The organism is Staphylococcus sp. EZ-P03 (assembly GCF_003344575.1).
GTDB lineage: Bacteria > Bacillota > Bacilli > Staphylococcales > Staphylococcaceae > Staphylococcus > Staphylococcus simulans_B.
The window spans coordinates 94,804-114,587 of the sequence record NZ_QPMO01000030.1; the positions used below are offsets into that span (position 1 = coordinate 94,804).

Annotated in this window: 17 protein-coding genes; 14 read left to right on the forward strand and 3 right to left on the reverse strand. The window is 36.9% G+C overall.

What is annotated here, in order from left to right; translation table 11 throughout:
* Positions 1-9 precede the first annotated feature (9 nt).
* On the reverse strand, positions 10-207 hold the full coding sequence (locus DVJ99_RS12160; protein ID WP_114604435.1) for a hypothetical protein: 198 nt from the start codon (positions 205-207) through the stop codon (positions 10-12).
* A gap of 316 nt (positions 208-523) precedes the next feature.
* Between DVJ99_RS12160 and DVJ99_RS12165 the strand changes: the two genes are divergently transcribed.
* Positions 524-1,516: a D-lactate dehydrogenase gene (locus DVJ99_RS12165; protein WP_114604436.1), complete on the forward strand. Its 993-nt coding sequence runs from the start codon at positions 524-526 to the stop codon at positions 1,514-1,516.
* 124 nt (positions 1,517-1,640) lie between these two features.
* Here DVJ99_RS12165 and DVJ99_RS12170 read toward each other — a convergent pair whose 3' ends face one another.
* A complete protein-coding gene (locus tag DVJ99_RS12170; RefSeq protein WP_114604437.1) occupies positions 1,641-3,020 on the reverse strand; it encodes an amino acid permease in 1,380 nt (459 codons plus the stop codon).
* Positions 3,021-3,333: 313 nt separating this feature from the next.
* Here DVJ99_RS12170 and DVJ99_RS12175 point away from each other — a divergent pair, with 313 nt between their 5' ends.
* The 4 genes from DVJ99_RS12175 to DVJ99_RS12190 all read left to right on the forward strand — a co-directional run bounded on the left by DVJ99_RS12175 (position 3,334) and on the right by DVJ99_RS12190 (position 7,175).
* On the forward strand, positions 3,334-3,984 hold the full coding sequence (locus DVJ99_RS12175) for an NDxxF motif lipoprotein (protein WP_162912212.1): 651 nt from the start codon (positions 3,334-3,336) through the stop codon (positions 3,982-3,984).
* Positions 3,985-4,221: 237 nt separating this feature from the next.
* A complete protein-coding gene (locus DVJ99_RS12180; RefSeq protein WP_114604439.1) occupies positions 4,222-5,121 on the forward strand; it encodes an ABC transporter ATP-binding protein in 900 nt (299 codons plus the stop codon).
* A gap of 1 nt (position 5,122) precedes the next feature.
* The gene (locus tag DVJ99_RS12185; RefSeq protein ID WP_114604440.1) at positions 5,123-6,715 is read left to right on the forward strand and encodes an ABC transporter permease; all 1,593 of its coding nucleotides are present in this window, start codon (positions 5,123-5,125) and stop codon (positions 6,713-6,715) included.
* A gap of 109 nt (positions 6,716-6,824) precedes the next feature.
* On the forward strand, positions 6,825-7,175 hold the full coding sequence (locus tag DVJ99_RS12190) for a zinc ribbon domain-containing protein YjdM (RefSeq protein ID WP_114604441.1): 351 nt from the start codon (positions 6,825-6,827) through the stop codon (positions 7,173-7,175).
* A gap of 61 nt (positions 7,176-7,236) precedes the next feature.
* Here the strand turns inward: DVJ99_RS12190 and DVJ99_RS12195 are convergent, their stop codons facing one another.
* A complete protein-coding gene (locus DVJ99_RS12195) occupies positions 7,237-7,488 on the reverse strand; it encodes a M48 family metallopeptidase (RefSeq protein ID WP_114604442.1) in 252 nt (83 codons plus the stop codon).
* Positions 7,489-7,672: 184 nt separating this feature from the next.
* Between DVJ99_RS12195 and dhaK the strand changes: the two genes are divergently transcribed.
* From dhaK to DVJ99_RS12240, 9 genes are all read left to right on the forward strand, one after another.
* Positions 7,673-8,638 carry a dihydroxyacetone kinase subunit DhaK gene (gene dhaK, locus DVJ99_RS12200; RefSeq protein WP_114604443.1) on the forward strand — a complete coding sequence of 322 codons (966 nt, stop codon included), beginning with the start codon at positions 7,673-7,675 and terminating at the stop codon, positions 8,636-8,638.
* 18 nt (positions 8,639-8,656) lie between these two features.
* Entirely contained in the window at positions 8,657-9,235 is a 579-nt protein-coding gene (gene dhaL / locus DVJ99_RS12205; RefSeq protein WP_114604444.1) for a dihydroxyacetone kinase subunit DhaL, read from the forward strand.
* 4 nt (positions 9,236-9,239) lie between these two features.
* Entirely contained in the window at positions 9,240-9,602 is a 363-nt protein-coding gene (gene dhaM / locus DVJ99_RS12210; RefSeq protein ID WP_114604445.1) for a dihydroxyacetone kinase phosphoryl donor subunit DhaM, read from the forward strand.
* Positions 9,603-9,768: 166 nt separating this feature from the next.
* Positions 9,769-10,167, forward strand: a complete 399-nt coding sequence (gene tagD, locus DVJ99_RS12215) for a glycerol-3-phosphate cytidylyltransferase (RefSeq protein WP_114604446.1) — start codon at positions 9,769-9,771, stop codon at positions 10,165-10,167.
* A 57-nt stretch (positions 10,168-10,224) separates the two neighbouring features.
* The gene (locus DVJ99_RS12220; protein ID WP_114604447.1) at positions 10,225-12,729 is read left to right on the forward strand and encodes a glycosyltransferase; all 2,505 of its coding nucleotides are present in this window, start codon (positions 10,225-10,227) and stop codon (positions 12,727-12,729) included.
* Between the two features lie 248 nt (positions 12,730-12,977).
* Positions 12,978-15,476 (forward strand): glycosyltransferase, encoded by a 2,499-nt coding sequence (locus tag DVJ99_RS12225; RefSeq protein WP_114604448.1) that lies wholly within the window; start codon positions 12,978-12,980, stop codon positions 15,474-15,476.
* Positions 15,477-15,718: 242 nt separating this feature from the next.
* Positions 15,719-16,819, forward strand: a complete 1,101-nt coding sequence (locus tag DVJ99_RS12230; RefSeq protein WP_114604449.1) for an acyltransferase family protein — start codon at positions 15,719-15,721, stop codon at positions 16,817-16,819.
* Positions 16,820-17,343: 524 nt separating this feature from the next.
* The gene (locus tag DVJ99_RS12235; protein WP_114604450.1) at positions 17,344-18,669 is read left to right on the forward strand and encodes an APC family permease; all 1,326 of its coding nucleotides are present in this window, start codon (positions 17,344-17,346) and stop codon (positions 18,667-18,669) included.
* A gap of 160 nt (positions 18,670-18,829) precedes the next feature.
* Positions 18,830-19,762 (forward strand): ketopantoate reductase family protein, encoded by a 933-nt coding sequence (locus DVJ99_RS12240; RefSeq protein ID WP_114604451.1) that lies wholly within the window; start codon positions 18,830-18,832, stop codon positions 19,760-19,762.
* Positions 19,763-19,784 lie beyond the last annotated feature (22 nt).

Here is a 19,784-nt window from a genome sequence, read left to right on the forward strand (position 1 = left end):
CGTTCATTTTTATTTTTCATGCGTATGTTTCTCTTTTTGTGCTTTATCTTTGCGATAGAAATAGCTGTCAATCAACAGATAACCGCCAAACACAATTACTAAAACAATCACAGTACGGATACCAAAGTGATAAGAATCTGTTATCAGAAAGAAGGTAAACCATAATAGAAACCAAATTGCTTTGAGATAAAATTTCTTTCTCTTCATCATTCAACCTCCATTTCATGTTGAGTGTATCATATAAATTTATTGTATAAAGACTGATGTCTAGGACCAGGAAAATATGAGTTGCTTCTGCAATGAAGTGAAGACAACACTATATGTTAGAAGCTTAATTATTAAAATATCTAATAGAGGTATAATTTTATGTGCAAATGAGCACAAAAAGTGTATAATAATAATTGTTAACAGATTATTCAGAATTATAATAAACCCCTTGACTTTGTGAAATAATTCACATAGAATACTAAGTGAGATAAGAATTAATCAAATTTATCAATTTTTTAGAATCGAGGAAGTAATTATGACTAAAATTAAATTTTTCGGTACACGCGATTATGAGAAAGATGTAGCATTGAATTGGGCAAAAGAGAATAATGTAGAAGTTTCATTCTCAGATGACTTTTTAAGCTATGATACTTTAGATCAACTTGAAGGTTTTGATGGTGTAACAACAATGCAATTCGGCAAACTAGAAAAAGAAGCTTATCCTAAACTAGAAGAAATGGGTATCAAACAAATCGCTCAACGTACTGCAGGTTTTGACATGTACGACTTAGATTTAGCTAAAAAACACGGCATCATCGTGTCAAACGTTCCTAGCTACTCTCCTGAAACTATTGCTGAATATGCGGTAGCAGCAGCACTTAACTTAGTGCGTAAATTCCCGCAAATTGAAAAACGTGTTCAAGATTACAACTTCACTTGGGAATCTTCAATTATGGCGAAACCTGTTAAAAATATGACAGTAGCAATTCTTGGTACAGGTCGTATCGGTGCATTCGCTGGTAAAATCTTTGCTGGATTCGGCGCTAAAGTCGTAGGCTATGATTTATATCCAAATGATTCATTAGATTTCTTAGAGTACAAAGATACAATTGAAGAAGCAATCAAAGATGCAGATATCGTTTCATTACACATGCCGGCTTCTAAAGAAAACCACCACATCTTCAATAAAGAAATGTTCTCTAAATTCAAAGACGGCGCAGTATTAGTCAACGCAGCACGTGGTGCAGTTATCGATACCGAAGCTTTAATCGATGCTGTTAACAGCGGTAAATTATCAGGTGCAGCTGTAGACACTTACGAATTCGAAATGCCTTACTTCACATTTGATTGGACAGGTAAAGCATTAGAAGATGAAACGTTCAAAAAATTAATCGAAAACGAAAAAATCCAATTAACTCCGCATATCGCATTCTTCTCTGATGAAGCGGTAAGAAACTTAGTTGAAGGTGGATTAAACGCAGCTTTAAATGTGATTACAAAAGGCGACACACCTACACGTTTAAACTAATCAATCGTGAGTCGAAGTTATTTTAATATATAGAGGGTGGATCAGTATATGCTGGTTCGCCTTTTTGTTATACATAAAATAAATCCCCCTCTGCAATTTGAGCAGAGAGGGTAAGCTAATCGTTTTAATTGTTGGAATGATAGTTTTTAATACCGCGGTTTTTAAAGTTGCCTGCTTTATAAGCAATCCATAACAGGATGAGCCAGAATGGAGAGAAGTATAAAGCAACTCTTGTATCTTCAGCAAGGAATAATACCGCAATGACAATCACGAAGAAAGCAAGGGTACAATATGATCCAGTAACACCGAAGAAGTTTTTGAATTTTGATTGGGCATGCAATTTTGGATGCTGTTTACGATATTTGATATAACACACTAAAATGATAGTCCAAATAAAGATAAAGAAGATAGTCGCAACTGTTGTTACAACTGTGAATACAGTATCTGGAATCACATAGTTTAATAAAGCAGCTAAGAATAATACCACACCAGAGAAAATCAAGGCATTGTAAGGTACACCATGACGGTTGGCTTTACCGAGTGATTTCGGTGCGCTGTCTGATACAGCTAAACCATAAACCATACGGCTATTGCTGAAGAGACCGCTGTTTGCGGCACTTGAAGCTGAAGTCAAGACCACAAAGTTGACGATACCTGCCGCTGCTGGGATACCTGCTAATACAAACAAGTTAACGAAAGGACTTTCTTTAGGATCTAATTTATCCCAAGGTGTGATACTCATAATTACCATTAAACTTAGGACGTAGAAGATGATAATACGAATACCGACACTGTTGATGGCTTTCGGCAAGTTATGTTCAGGATCTTTGGTTTCACGTGCTGTGACACCGACAAGCTCAATACCCACAAAACTGAATACTGCCATTTGGAAGGCAAGCAAGAAGCCCATGACCCCGTTAGGGAAGAAGCCGCCGTGTGAATAAAGGTTAGAAAAACCGCTTTGAATATGGTTCGGTGATTGGAAACCTGTAAAGATAAGGTACAATCCGATTACGATTAAGAATAAAATCGCAATGACTTTAATAATCGCAAACCAGAATTCGACTTCGCCATACGCTTTAACCGTCATTAAGTTCAAAGCAAGCAATAAAATAACAGTGACAATGGCAGTTAAGTACGGCGGAACATTCGGCCACCAGAAATTAATATATTTGGTTACGGCTGTGATATCTGCGATACCTGTTGCGACCCAGCAGAACCAATAAGTCCAACCGGTGAAGAAGCCGGCCATATGGCCTAAGTAATCTTCAGCAATGTCAATGAAGGAATTGTATTCGCTGTTAGACAGCAGCAATTCGCCTAATGCACGCATCATAATGAATAAGAAGAACCCGATAATGATGTAGGCTAATAAGATAGATGGTCCAGCTAACGCAATACTTTTCCCGGCCCCCAAGAAGAGTCCTGTACCGATAGCGCCCCCGATGGCAATCAGTTGAATGTGCCGGTTTGTCATACTGCGTTTTAAATCATTGTTTTCCATGATGTTACACCTCTTTGTAGTTTATGCAGAGAATGGATGGCGTGCAGGAAAACTGCTCAGCTGCATTTCATCTATTTTCTTTTTATGTTGCACGGAATAGAATCTGTGTATGGAAGTATTATACACTAACTTTAATGAGATGCGTGTCTATTTTTAATTTTTTCTAAATATTATGTAAATGAAAGCGGTTTATATTTTAAATTTTTCTTAATGAAGACCTTTCGCAGCTCTGAATTAGGGTAATAGTGTTATGAATCGTACTTTGGGAGAAAAGTTGAATTCGAGTGAATCAGACAAAAAGGAGAATGTCACAGTGAAGAAAATCGTATCCTCACTTATCGCAGCACTCTTAGTGTTTTCATCTGCAGGATGCGCTCAACAAACAGCGCCGACAAAGAAACAGACAGAATCATCGCCTGAAAGACAAGAACAAAAAGAAGATGCAGTCTCATCAGAACCTCAAGACAGCAAACTCGATTTAAATCCGAAAATCTTTAAAAAAGATGTGAAGAACAAAACAATATCTAAAGCAGAAATGAAAAAAGATATTCAAACGTACTTGAATGCGGATCATGATATTACACGTATCTACGAACATTACCAACAAAAACTGCATTCGGATAAGGGACTGTCTAAAGAAGATGCTAAACAGCTGAAGAAAGCAAGCCAACTAGCAGGTGATAACGATAACAACTTTGCCAATTATATTAATGAAAATCGAATGCCTAAAGGTTACGACGGCAAATTGCATAAAATCAATCGTTATATTATGTCATCTAATCAGTATTTAAGAGATATCGATGAAAAGATTGATAATGCTTTAGCTGCTTCAAAAGGCAAACGTCTGTCTAAACAAGAAATCGGCGATATCGCAAAAGGCAGTGATACGATGAGTGAAAGAGAACAAAAAAAGATTAAAGGATTTGTGGAAGACGAACAAATTGATACACGTGCATTTAAATAATGTGTATGAAAGAGCTGGGAGATGATCTCAGCTCTTTTGCTTTTCTGCTCTATTTCAGTTTGTCATTAATGTTTGAGCAGGTTGTTGAAACGATGGAAACAATGTTTAGTTTGACGTATTTTAATCCGTGTATCTCTGGTTTTACGTCCCTTTGCAAACTTTGAATGCGAGGTGTATAATGGAGTCAAGTTAATTATTGAAAACGCTTTAAAAATAGAAAATCGGCAGGTGGTTCTAATGTCATATGTAGTAGAGATAGAAGATTTAACAAAACGTTTTGGGAAGTTTGAAGCATTATCGCATTTAAATATGACACTTCATGAGGGAGAAATCTTTGGCTTTATCGGACCGAATGGTGCCGGCAAATCGACAACGATTAAGACATTGTTAGGTATGCTGAAACCAAGTCAAGGCAGTGTGCAACTGTTTGGTCAAGATGCATTTAAGAAGCCGGTTTCAATTCATGAACGTATTGCATATGTACCCGGTGATGTGAATTTATGGCCGAACTTGACTGGCGGAGAAGTAATCGACTTTCTATTGAGTCTTCAAAAGCATGTTGATCATGAACGCAAACAAGCATTGATAAAAGACTTCGAGTTAGATGTACGCAAAAAATGCGGTGCCTATTCAAAAGGAAATCGACAAAAGGTAGCGCTGGTTGCGGCGTTGAGTATGGAAGCGGACTTGTATATTTTCGATGAGCCGACATCAGGTTTGGACCCATTGATGGAAAGAATCTTCCAATCACATGTGAAAGCGTGTAAAGCACGGGGCAAGACGGTCTTATTATCCAGTCATATCTTGTCAGAAGTTGAACAGCTGTGCGACAGAGTCGGTATTATACGAAAAGGCGAATTAGTAGAAGTCGGCACACTGGATGAAATGCGCCACTTAACACGTATGCGTTATACCGTTGAAACAGATGAAACACTTACACAGCTAAAGGCACAAGAGGGCATTCATGATGTGAGTGAGCAACAAGGTGTCTATCGCTTCCAAGTAGATGCTGATAAAACAGCGGATGTGCTTCAATATTTAAGCCGTTTTAATATTAAGAAATTAGAAAGCCAGCCGCCGACATTAGAAGACTTGTTTATGCGTCATTATGGAGAAAGCCTTAAAGAAGGTGAATAAAATGAAACAAGCGACGTATCATACATTCAAACTTATGAAGTTTTATTTGAAGCGCAATCGATGGAAAACGGCTTTTTGGCTGCTGGGTTTAATTGTTTTAACGTTGATTATTCCGCAATCATTTGCGAATTTATACCCGAATGAGAAGGAATTGATTCCTGTATTTGAAATGTTTAAAAGCCCTGCGATGGAAGCGATGTTAGGCAAAGCGCATTTGAGCCAAGTCAATCTTGCGACCATGTTCGGTTATGAAATGCAGCTGTTTACAGTAATTTTAGTCGGCATAATGAATATCTTGTTTGTGTCGAAAGATACGAGAGGCGACGAAGAGGACGGACGTTTAGAAATACTAAGTGCTTTGCCGATTGGACGCCATGCAGTGATTTTAAGTACGGTGTTCCAACAAGTCTTGATTAACGTTGTATTAGGCTGTGTCATTGCATTAGGACTGATGTTTACCGGTATTGATCATTTTACAGCTGAAGGTGCTTGGCTTTACGGTTTATCTTTAACTGCATCCGGTTTTATGCTGGGCATGATGACATTAGTTATCGCTCAGCTGGCTTCAACGTATAGCCAAACGATGGGGATCAGTATGGGCTTGTTATTAATCATGTATTTGCTTCGTGCTGTTGGAGATGTATCTCTGTCTTGGTTATCTGATGTTGTGCCGCTTGGATGGATTCCGCAAACTGCTGTTTACAGCGAGAACAATTGGTGGCCGGTTTTTGCATTGCTGGGATTAGCTGCAGTGTTATGTATTTCAGCATTTGTCCTAAACGGACAGCGTGATGCACAAGCAGGTTTGCTGCCTGAACGTAAAGGACATGCGCATGCATCTTCATTATTGAAGTCGCCCTTAGGGATTCAACTGCGCTTACAGCGTACAGGATTGATTGTATGGAGTATCGGCATGCTGGTCTTAGGATTGTCTTATGGTTCGGTCTTTGGAGACTTGGAAAGCTTCTTTAAGACAAATCCGATGCTGCAGCGCATGCTGACAGGCAAAGGAGATAACTATGCCGAACAATTTGTACCGATTTTAATGGCAATTATGGGAATGGTATCTACGATACCGGTCTTAATGGCTGTATTTAAAATCCGCAAAGCAATGCGCTTAAGCCATACGGAAATTGTATTGTCGCATGCAGTTTCACGCGTACGCTATGTGATGAGTTTTATTTGGATTGGGCTGTTCAATAGTATTGCGATGATCAGCTTTGCTGCGTTAGGTATGTATGCTGGTGCAGCATCCAGTATGAAGACCCCGATTGCTTTCGAAAAGATTATGTATGCAGGCTGGGTCTTTATTCCTGCTATCTTAATATTCTTAGGTTTAGCTGTGTTGGTTATCGGCTGGATTGAAAAGGCAAGTTTATTAGTGTATTTATATTTAGGTTATACCTTCTTCGTTATTTATCTTGGACAACTGCTCAATGTGAAACAGTGGATGAAAGATTTAACACCTTTTGGCCATGTGCCGCGTTTGCCGATTGCGGATATGGATTGGCCGGCAGCGTTGGTCATGCTGGCTATCGCATTGCTGCTGCTTGTATTCGGAGTCATTGGATTCAAACGCAAAGATATTGGCTGATTATCTAAGTTATAGTCAATCCAAATCTATCTGATTCTATTAAAGGATATATCTTTTTAGTGAGAAATATGTTAGATTAAGAGGGCTATTATTGATCATGGAGGAGAAAATGGAACAAACATTACCTAATTGCCCGAGCTGCGGTTCGGAATATACGTATTTAGATGGTGCGTTATTTGTATGTCCGATGTGCGGACATGAATGGACACAAGATTCAGTGGAAGAAGCAGAGGAAGCTTTGAAAGTCCGAGATGCCAACGGACAAGAATTACAAGACGGAGACACGGTCACAGTCATTAAAGACTTGAAAGTAAAAGGTGCTTCAAATGTAATCAAACAAGGAACTAAAGTAAAAGGTATCCGCTTAGTGGACCCTGATGATGGGCATGATATCGATTGTAAAATTCCAGGATTCGGCCAAATCGGTTTGAAATCCATTTACGTAAAGAAAATCAAATAACAGTATTTAAAAAGGACAACCTCCTATTCATTTCATATGAACAAGAGGTTGTCCTTTTTGTTTACATCATTTGAAGTTTTTGACGTTTTAAAATCGTGCTGACAATATCGCTGGCTATACTGATTACTAATAGTGCAATGAGCCATGAGATTTGAGCCGTACTATTCAATTGGAAACCAGCACTAAAACCGTCAGCATGCGAATGGAAGTAAAAATTGAATGCAATCAGTGCAATCATAGCGATAAAACTGACAATCGTTATGATATCCGCAATACGTTTAGCAACAGGGTGTTGAATCGCATAATGTTTCATTGTGATGCACCTCCGATTGATACAAAATTTAAATTTTGTCTTATTTGTAATATAACATGAATACTAAAAGATGAAAACGAGACATTAACTTCTTTTTGCATGAATAATGCTACTTCAAACTATATAATAGAAGTGTATACATGAAATTAAAGAAAGTATCTTTACATTAAAGGGGTTGTGGATGATGAAGAAATTAATTCAAGATAAAACGACAATACTTTCAGATATGCTGGAAGGCTTCGCATTATCAAACGCAGACAATGAAGTGATTTCAGAAACAGTAGTAGTACGTAAAGATAAAAAACAAAAAGGTGTGGCTTTGGTATCAGGCGGCGGCAGCGGTCATGAACCGGCACATGCAGGCTATGTCGCAGAAGGTATGCTTGATGCGACAGTATGCGGAGAAATCTTTACTTCTCCGACACCAGATAAAATCTTAGATGCGATTAAAGCAGTAGATAACGGCGACGGTGTCTTGTTGATTATTAAAAACTATGCCGGAGATGTCATGAACTTTGAAATGGCACAAGAAATGGCTGAAATGGAAGACATTAAAGTCAATAAAGTGATTGTACGCGATGATATTGCTGTAGAAGATCATGATATGCGCCGCGGTGTCGCAGGTACTGTCTTTGTGCACAAATTTGCAGGCTATTTAGCTGAGCAAGGGGAAGATTTAGATACCATTGTTAAGAAAACAGAACAGCTGCTTACTGATATGCGTACAATCGGCATGGCTTTAACACCGCCGATGGTACCTTCTACTGGCAAATACGGCTTTGATTTAGAAGAAGGGGATATGGAAATCGGTATCGGGATTCATGGCGAACGCGGATTAAAACGAGAAGCGGTACAACCGATTACAACGATTGTGACGGAATTAGTGCAAGCTCTCCAACAAGAAATCCAGTCATCTGAAGTGATTGTGATGGTCAATGGTATGGGAGGTACACCGTTATCTGAATTAAATATTACTGCGAAATATGTGAATGAAGTGCTTGCGGATCATGATATTGCGGTCAAACATTGGTTTGTCGGAGATTATATGACTTCATTAGATATGCAAGGCTTCTCATTAACACTGCTTGAAAGTAATGATGAGCGCTTAGCCGCATTACAAGCACCGACAAAAAGCCGCTATTTCGGATAAACACAAGGAGGATTTTTTATGAATGCAGAAACGCTGAAACAGCGCTTAATACAATTAAAAGAAACATTCCAAGAAAGAGAAGATTCACTGACTGAGTTAGACCGAGCAATCGGCGACGGAGACCATGGTGTCAATATGGTCAGAGGCTTTAATGCGCTGCCTGATGCTTTGGAAGACAAAACAACGGTTCAAGATATACTTAAAACAACAGGTATGACATTAATGTCTAAGATCGGAGGGGCATCTGGTCCTTTATACGGCTTTAGTTTCGTTAAAATGGCTCAAGTTGCACAAGATGAAATTACTGAAGACAATTTACCGGAATTATTAAAAGCATTTTCTGAAGCAGTACATCAAAGAGGTAAAGTCGAGTTAGATGAGAAGACAATGTACGATGTCATTGAAAGAGCGAGACAAGCTGTTGAAGAAGGCGAAAAAGTCGATATTGCTTACTTGCAGACATTAGCAGACAACACATTAGATTTGGTCGCAAAAAAAGGACGCGCAGCCTACTTCAAAGAAGCATCTAGAGGCTATACGGATCCTGGTGCACAAAGCAGTGTATATATTTTAAATGCATTGATAGGAGATGAATAAGTAAATGACAACGCTTATTGTAGTCAGTCATAGCGAAGAAATTGCAAACGGCATCAAAAAGTTAATCGGTCAAATGGCTGATGGTGTACAAGTTATTCCAGTAGGCGGAAGCGATGGGACTATCGGAACATCCTTCGAACCCATCCAACAAGCAATAGAAGGTTTAAAAGACGACGCAATTTGTTTCTTTGATTTAGGCTCAGCCGAAATGAATTTAGATATGGCCATTGAAATGTATGAAGGCGCATATCGTGTAGAAAAAGTAGAAGCACCTATCGTTGAAGGCAGTTTCTTAGCCAGTGTCAACATCTCAACAGGCCTGGCATTTGAAGAAGTTATCGAAGCAGTAGAAAGTGAATATTGTTAAACGCAAGCGGCGCATTTGTGGAGAACAGGTGCGTCGTTATTTTTTGGCAAAAAGAGAGTGGAGCATCATTTCATATAGTGATATAATTTTGTAAAGGAATTGTAAAAGATAGTATTTATTAAATTTTGAGCAATGATAAGCGAACAACAAATGAGAGAGTGATAATATGAAACGCGTAATTACTTATGGAACATATGACTTACTGCATTATGGCCATATCGAATTATTAAGAAGAGCAAGAGAAATGGGAGATTATTTAATTGTCGCACTTTCGACAGATGAATTTAATAAGCTTAAAAATAAGAAATCATACTATAATTATGAACAAAGAAAAATGATGTTGGAGTCTATCAGATATGTAGACTTGGTCATCCCTGAAAATGAATGGGGTCAAAAATCCAGAGATGTTGAAAAATATGAAGTCGATACTTTTATCATGGGACATGATTGGGAAGGTGAATTCGATTTCTTAAAAGACCAATGCGAAGTCATTTATTTAAAACGTACAGAAGGTATTTCAACAACTCAAATCAAAAGGGAACTTTATGGCAAGGATGTAAAATAAAGAAAAATAAACACCAGAAAAAACATTGAACAGATAAGACATCAGGAGTGTGTAAAAGTGAATAGTTTAAAACAAATTTTAAAGAACCAAGTTAAACGCAAATATAAATTTATAAGCGATCCTTTGAAAGCAAAACTAAAAAGCAATTTAGTTTCTAAGGTATCAAAATATGCATTTTACTATAAGCATTTTGATACGAATAAATCATTGATTTTGTACGAGTCAAGAGATGGTAAAAGCATGACCGACAGCCCTTATGCAGTCTTTTTAAAGCTGCTTTCATCACATGAATATAAAGATTTAACGCATGTATGGGTGGCAGATTCTAAACAAAAGATAAAAGAATTTGAGCAAAAGTTGAATTCAGATAAGCAAACGATTAAGTACGTGATTAAGGGCAGTGATGCTTACCTCAAAATGCTGGCAACTGCAAAATATCTCGTTAATAATTCTACTTTCCCAAATTATTTTTCAAAGAAACCAGACCAAGTATATGTCAATACATGGCATGGAACTCCTATCAAGGCAATGGGATTGGACATGCATGATAACTTGCTTGCATCTCAAAATGTCATTAAAAACTTTTTAAGTGCAGACATTATAGTAAGTCCTAATACACATACAACTAATATTTTTAAAAATGCATACAAACTAGAAGGTTTGTATAACGGTGAAATCGCAGAAATCGGTTATCCGCGAATAGATTTAACAATTAACAGCGATAAATCAAAAGTGATTGAAGAACTTGAACAATATGGCATTCAACTAGAGGGTAAAAAGCTTTTAGTATTTGCGCCTACTTGGCGTGGTGATGATAATAATCATCCTGAAGACAGCCTAGAGGATCTTTATAAGATTATAGAATCATTATCTGAAACAACACGCTATAAACCGCTTATCAAAGTGCATCCTTTTATTTACGATAAAGCAAAATCATATGCACCGTTAAAACCGTATTTGATACCTGATGCATTTGATACAAACAGATTATTAAGTGTCACAGATGTATTAGTGACGGATTACTCGAGTATATTCTTTGATTATCTTGTAACAAGCAATCCAATCATCTTTTATGCACCGGATTTTGAAGCGTACAAACATAATAGAGGGCTTTATATTGATACAAAATTATTGCCTGGTCCTACTACAACCAATGCAAAACAGCTTATCGAAGCGGTTAAAGATATTGATGCGGTTAAAAGTAATTACCAAGATAAATATGCAAACTTCCAAGAATTATATGTGCCGTATGATGATGGGAATGTTACGGATAAATTGATAGAGAAAATGTTCAAAACACAACCTGTCCATAGACCGCAGAAGAAGGAAAATATTTTAATTTATCCTGGCGGAATGATTAATAACGGTATTACTTCATCGATGTTGAACTTACTGGAAAATATTGATTACACAAAATATGATGTGACATTATTCTTAGGGTTTACGAATAAAATAGAAACATTGAATAACCTGAAAAGAGTCAACTCTAATGTGAGAATCATATTAAGACAAGGTCCTTTACTAGCAACGACTTTCGAAAAGTACCAAGATACTATTGTAAGAAATAGAGGGCTTCAAACTGATATTGAAAAAGCTGTTTATCCAAAAGCGTTATATGAACGAGAGTTTAGAAAGATTTTTGGAAGAGTCGCTTTTGATACTGTAATTGATTTCAGCGGCTATTCAATGTTTTGGTCTAAAATACTCTTAGGTACTGCCTCTCGTAAAAAATTAATCTATCTCCATAGTGACATGGAAAATGATATGAACCGAACTGTAAACGGGGTCAAACCACATTATCAAAACTTAAAAGGTGTCATGAGTTTATATTACAAATTTGATTATCTGGTAAGTGTTTCAGAAGAAACGAAAAGGGTTAACCAAAGTAAAATCAGTACGCCGTTAACTGAAAACAAGTTTGTTTCGGCAATGAATGTGATCAATTTGAAAAAGATTCATGAATTATCAAATGATGATAGTGACTTATTTACTCAAAATAACGAAGAAGTATTAGCATATACAAAAAATCTTGAAGTGAAGTCTGTTCCTTTCAATAAAACTGATTTTAAAATCATGGCGATGGGACGCTTATCTCCTGAAAAAGGATTTGATATCTTAATCTCTGCATTTTACAAAGTGAATCAGACAAATCAAAACAGCAAGCTTTATATACTGGGAGAAGGTCCGCTTAGAAATGAACTGCAAAAACAAATTGAGCGTTACGACTTGCAAGACAGCGTATTTTTATTAGGACAGAAAAGCAATCCCTTCTATATTATGAAGCAGTGTGACTTATTTGCGCTTACATCGCATTATGAAGGACAATCAATGGTACTGTTAGAAGCGTTGACTTTAGGCAAACATATTATCGCATCTGATATTCCAGCTAATAGATATGTCTTGCAAGATGGTGCTTTAGGTTTACTGACAGAAAATACGACAGATGCTGTTGCTGAAAATATTGAAGCATTTATTAAAAATGAAGTGCCAGAGTACGGTGCATTCAACTATGAAGCTTATAATAAAGAAGCGATTGAACAGTTTTATCAATTGCTAAAATAATATTCCAGATAATGAACTCTGCTTGCAAATTTTAAGCAGAGTTTTTTTTTTATAATTGAATGTAAATGCTTTCAATAAGTGTTATAATTTTATGAAAGAAACTATGATTTAAGTGAAATTTAAGATGTATTCTTAAATTTAATGTATTTTCAAAAAAACATGAGGGTTTAATATTTTACATATGTTTTTAGGTATCAAGTCAAATGTTTTCGATGATATGAACATAAAGAGAGATAGAGGTGTTTTCATTGAATAAAATCAGTGGGTTTATACTTAATCAAGCGAAAAGGAAATATAAGTTTATCGAGCAGCCGGTAAGGTCAAAATTGAAAAGCAAGTATGTGGCAAAAACAACAAAATATGCCAATTTCTATAAGAAGAATGAAGTGAAGGATTATCAAGTGTTGTATCAAGCTAGAAACGGCAAGAGTATGACAGATAGTCCTTATGCGGTATTCAAGTATTTGCTTCAAGATAAGCGATATAAAAAGCTTGAGCATATTTGGGTCGTGGATTCACAAAAGAAACAAAAAGAGTATACGAAAAAATATAAATCATTGAAGCATGTCCGTTTTATTGTTAAGGAAAGTGATGAATATTTAGATGCACTGACAACTGCTAAATATATTATTAACAATTCAACGTTTCCGGCTTATTTTACGAAAAAGCCGAATCAAGTGTATGTGAATACATGGCATGGGACACCGATTAAAGCAATGGGGCTTGATGTAGAAGATAATTTAGTCGGTTCTCAAAATATCATTAAGAACTTCTTGAGTTCGGATATTTTAATCAGTCCTAATCCGCATACGACTGAAGTATTCAAAAGAGCGTTCAGTCTAAAAGGTTTATATAACGGAGATTTAGCTGAAATCGGCTATCCGCGTATTGACTTAACATTAAATAGTGATAAAAAAGCTGTGCATAAGCGATTGAAACAAAGCGGCTTGAAACTTAAGAAGAAAAAGACATTATTATTCGCACCTACTTGGCGCGGTACTAATGTAAATCAACCAGAAGACAGTGTCGCAGATGTTTATGAAATGGTACAGCAGCTTGAAAAACAAACAGATTATCAAGTGATTGTGAAAGTACATCCGTTTGTATATCGAACAGCCTTGAAATATAAAGAATTGAAACCGTATTTAGTACCGGATGCTTTTGATACGAATGAATTACTTGGTGCAGTAGATTTATTAGTCACAGATTACTCTAGTATTTTCTTTGATTATTTAGTTACAGATCAGCCGATTGTCTTCTATGCGCCAGACTATGAAGATTATCACAGTGATCGCGGTTTATATATTGAAACGGATTTATTACCAGGCCCTTCTGTTTATAATGTGGAAGATTTAGTATCTGCGGTAAATGCGGCAGAAGATAACGAAGCGGTATATCGCGACAAATATGCACGCTTCAAATCACTTTATGTTCCTTATGAAGATGGAAAGGTCACACAACGTTTAGTTGAAAAGATGTTCCAACCGATTACCAGCAATCAAATCAATAACAAAAAGAAAATTTTAATGTATCCAGGCGGAATGAAGAATAATGGTATTACGACTTCAGCGATAAATCTGCTTGAGAACATTGATTACAATGTCTACGACGTGACGATCTTTTTAAACAATACGAAAAACCGTGAAATCATCAGCAACTTAAAAGAAGTGAATGAGAATGTTCGTATTATTTTACGAAAAGGACCTTTATTAGCAACTACACTTGAGAAGTACAGAGATACCTTTGTGAAGAACAGAGGAGTTAAGTCAGTGTTGGAAGAAGCGGTTTATCCTGATGAGGCATTTGAACGCGAGTTCAGAAAGATTTTTGGTATTTCAGAGTTTGATGATGTGATTGATTTCAGCGGATACTCTATGTTTTGGTCTAAGATTTTATTAGCCACAAACTCTAAGAGAAAACTGATTTATCTGCACAGTGATATTAAGAGCGATATGAATCGTACGGTGAATGGTGTCCGTCCTCACTATCAAAATTTAAAAGGTGTCATCAGTCTTTACAATCGCTTTGATTATTTAGTGAGTGTATCTGAAGAAACATGTCGTATTAATAAAGAAAGCTTGGCCACATCCAAAACTAAAGATAAATTTACTTCAGCGATGAATACCATTAACCTGACACGCATTAATCAATTAAAAGATGAAGCAACAGACTTCTTTATGCATAAAGGACAAAAGGTCTTAGCTTATTTAAACAAGGGTGAAATTGCGAGTGTGCCGTTTAATGAAGAAGACTTTAAAGTGATGGCAATGGGGCGCTTATCACCTGAGAAAGGCTTCGATATTTTAATTGAAGGTTTTGCGGATGCGGTAAAAGAAAATCCAAATGCGAAACTTTATATTTTAGGCGATGGTCCTTTGCGCGGCCAATTGGAAAAGCTGATCGCCAAATTAGATTTAGAAGCGCATGTGTTCTTAGTCGGGCAAAAACGCAATCCATTCAATATTATGAACCAATGTGACTTATTTGCGTTAACATCGCATTATGAAGGACAGTCTATGGTCTTGCTTGAAGCGTTGACAATCGGTGTGCATACATTGGCTTCTAACATTCCGGCTAACCGATATGTATTGAGATATGGTGATTTCGGAATGTTGACGGAGAATACACCGACAGCTGTAGGTGAAAGTATTAAGAGCTTTATGAATGGTCAAATTCCGCCATATGAAACGTTTAAAGGTCAAAAGCACAATGAAATTGCGCTGCAAGAATTATATGATTTACTATAAATTTTTCTAAAAGGTTTGTACGTGAGTGCAAGCCTTTTTTAATGCGCTTTAAAAATCGAAGAGAACTTAATAATATTGCGATTTATATTGCGGAAACTTTGATTTTTACATACAATAAAGAGGATTATGTACATTTGATAGAAGTAAGCACCTTTTAAATATTTCATTGGAGATATTTAAAGGCTTTTTTATGTGCTGAAATAAGAAAGCGTTTTAAAAATTTGAACGAAGGAGTCGTCAAAGTGAAGAAGAAAATAGAACTGACTTATGCACGGACCATTTTCTGTGTGATTATTGTAATTGTGCATGCGATGACCGGCTTTATCAATGATCCGCATATTTCTGAATTTCAAAAGAAAGCCGTCAGCTATACACAAGTGATTTTGTTAAGTGCAACGCCATGTTTCATCATGTTATCTGAGATGCTGCTGGGTATGCGCTACTCTAATTACATACCCAAGAACTTTTTGACCAAACGCATCAAGTTTATTTTAGTGCCTTATCTTTGTTTTGCATTGTTTGTCATCTTTGAAATTTATTTTGACCCGAGCAAGCATTTCACACTGAAATATTTGTTGATTAACATATTGCTGGAAGGAAAATTCTTCGGATGGTTTGTGTTGGTTATCTTCCAATTCTTTGTTTTGCACATGTTGTTTTACAAAGTTCTAAACAAGATGAAACCATTACTTCCGATAGTGATATCGCTGATTATCAGTTTTACTCATGCAGTACTAATGTATTACAGTACAGCGTATTTGCATTTTTGGGATCAGTTTTATCCGCCGTATAATCGTACGATTATTTTAAACTGGCTCTTTTATTTTGTTGTCGGCTTTTATTTAGGAAAGTACTACGATACAGTAATGGCCTATGTCAAAGCTAAAATTTGGTATGTTGTTTTAATACTCGTGCTCAGCGCGTTAGTGATTGCATTTGACTTCTTCTATTTGGAAATTAAATTAAACGAGTCGAATCGTGCGGACTTATTTATCTTTACAGTCGCATTCTTCTTGCTTGTGGTTGCTTTATCGAAAATGCTGGGACGCTTCCACTTAACAGCGTTTTATATGATCAGTGAGATATCGTTTTTCATTTACTTGTCGCATCAGATTATTGTAGAACATATTTCAAGAGGCTTAGCATCATTTGTTAAATATCCAGTGCTCTTCTTCCCGCTGACTACTATTTTTACGTTAGGCTTTTGTGTGGGACTTGCGATTGTCTTGTCTTTCTTCCCTTACATTCGAATCATTGTCGGAAGAAATACCTTATATCCGATGGTATTGAATAACTATGCGGTGAAAGAAGAAAAAGCTGCGACATTAGAAAATAAAATATAACCGAAAGTGAAGGTATCCAATTGCTTGTGCAGCAGAGGGTGCCTTCATTTTATATGTGTGAAATAAAAATTTTTGTGATTAATATGTCGTGATAAGTGGAAATACAACCTGTGTAAGAAATTTGAAAAGCCGTCAATTTTAAAAGGAGATGAAAAAATAACAAATAAAATGGATGGCGATATAGTATTAAGATGTTAATGATATGTGATTGAAATAGGTTTAAACATATTGTTATTGCCGTTTATACTGGCGTACGTTAAACTGTAAAAGAATGCGTTGTTCACACATTATAGAAGGGGAAAAAGTAACCAGAGACAAATAGGAGTTATTTTTCAGTATAACAGCGAATTCAACGGGGTTAGTAAAATGAGCGGCTGTGTAACACAACAGATGGTATCGATCTTATTTCATCGGATAGAAGTTGTGCGAGCGGTCTTTTATTTTTGCTGCGACATACTGTCTTAATAATGTAAGGCGTCTCTCTAGTTGCTTATCATGTATGAGTAAATGGAGGATAGATAGAAATGAGTAATCAGAATGAGCTAAAACGAAATTTAGGTTTCTTCTCAGCGATTTCTATAGTAATGGGAACTGTAATAGGCGCAGGTGTCTTCTTCAAAGTTTCCAGTGTAGCCGAAGCGACAGGCTCAACAAGTATGGCAATGTTTGTATGGCTGCTGGGTGGTTTGGTGACCATTTGTGCAGGTTTAACAGCAGCTGAATTAGCAGCCGCAATCCCAGAAACAGGCGGACTTATCAAATACATCGAGTATACTTACGGCAACTTCTGGGGTTATTTATCAGGCTGGGCGCAAGCATTTATTTATTTCCCGGCCAATATTGCAGCATTAGCAATCGTCTTTGCGACACAATTTGTAAACTTGTTTGATATGAAAGACAGTTTAATCGTTCCTGTCGCAATGTTGACGGCGTTATCGATTTATTTCATTAACTGCTTAGGCTCAAAGGCAGGCGGAATGCTTCAGTCTATTACGCTCGTAATCAAATTGATTCCGATTATCTTGATTGTAGCCGTAGGCTTCTTCCAAGATACGACAGTTGAATTCTCGCTTTTCCCGATTGATTCAGGTCAGCATCAAGGCTTCTTTACAGCGTTAGGTGCAGGCTTGCTTGCAACAATGTTCGCATATGACGGCTGGATGCACGTCGGAACAATTGCAGGAGAGTTGAAGAATCCTAAACGCGACTTGCCGGGTGCGATTACAATCGGACTAGGGGCAGTAATGGTTGTTTATCTATTAATCAACGCTGTCTTCTTAATGACATTGCCGGTATCAGAAATCAGCGGCAACTTAAACGCTGCAAGTGAAGCATCAAGAATGATCTTCGGTGACGGCGGAGGCAAGATTGTCACAATCGGTATTATGGTGTCAGTTTATGGTGCACTTAACGGTTATTTAATGACAGGTATGCGTGTACCGTATGCAATGGCTGAACGTAATGGATTGCCGTTCAAAAACTTCTTCTTAAAATTAACACCAGGCCAAGCACCTTGGGCCAGTGGTTTAGTACAATTGATTATTGCTTATATTATGATGTCATTAGGTGCGTTCGATACAATTACGAATATGTTGATTTTCGTAATCTGGACATTCTACACAATGGCATTCGTGGCAGTCATTCTGTTGAGAAGAAGAGAACCTGAAATGGAACGTCCTTACAAAGTACCGCTTTATCCGATTGTACCTTTAATCGCAATTGTTTCCGGTATCTTTGTTTTAATCAATACACTGTTCACACAAACATTACTTGCGATGATCGGTATTGTGATTACATTATTAGGTATTCCAATCTATTATTATACGAAGAAGAAAGAACAAAATAACTAATAAATAGTAGGGTTAAGCCGGCAAAATGCCGGCTTATTTTTAACTTGTAGTTGTCATAAAATTCTAACAAAGTAAAATGATTGTGCTAAAATGTAAATGAACACCATTAGATTCGATAGAAATGTTTCTATCGAAATAACAAAATAAGGAGCAGATTCAAATGAAAATTGCAGTTGCCGGAGCAGGCGCTATGGGTGGCCGTGTAGGGACACAAATTCAACAAGCAGGTTATGATGTTACATTTATCGATGATTGGAAACCACATGTAGAAGCTGTTCAAAAAAACGGCTTTGAAATTCAAACAGAAACAGATACGTATACTGTAGATGCCAATATGATTACACCTTATGATGTAAAACATTCATATGATTTAGTGATTATCTTAACGAAAGCGATGCATTCAATTGAAATGTTAACGCAATTAAAAGACAAAGGTGCTATTACAAAAGATACAGCAGTCTTAACAATGATGAACGGTTTAGGACATGACGAACGCTTTTCAAAAGTAGTACCGCCAGAACAAATCTACCTTGCAGTAACAATGTGGACTGCCGGATTAAGAGGACCGGGCCAATTGTTATTAGAAGGTACAGGTACAATTGATTTCCAACGTATCGACGGCAAAGAAAGTGAACGTACACATGAAATCAATAAAGTCTTTGAAGATGCAGGTTTGAATCCTAAAATCAGTCAGCAAGTGATGCAGTCAGTATGGTATAAAGCAGCATTGAACTGTGTATTGAATCCACTTTGTACGATCTTAGATAAAAATCTGATCGAGTTTGCGCAATACAAAGCATCAAGAGAAATGGTGCAACTTGTTGTAAGTGAAATTGTTGCGGTCGCAAAAGCCAAAGGTATTGAACTTGATAATGATACGATTATCCATAAAATCGAAGGTGCGTATCCAGCTGATAAACAAGGTTTGCATCATCCGTCAATGCACCAAGATTTATACAGCGGCCGTCTTACAGAGGTAGATTACCTTAACGGTCAAATCGAAGCTTATGGCGAACAAGTCGGTATTCCGACACCAACAAATGCGATGTTGAAACATCTTGTGCATCAATTAGAATTAACACATGTTAAATAATCTGATCGACACTTTTAAACTC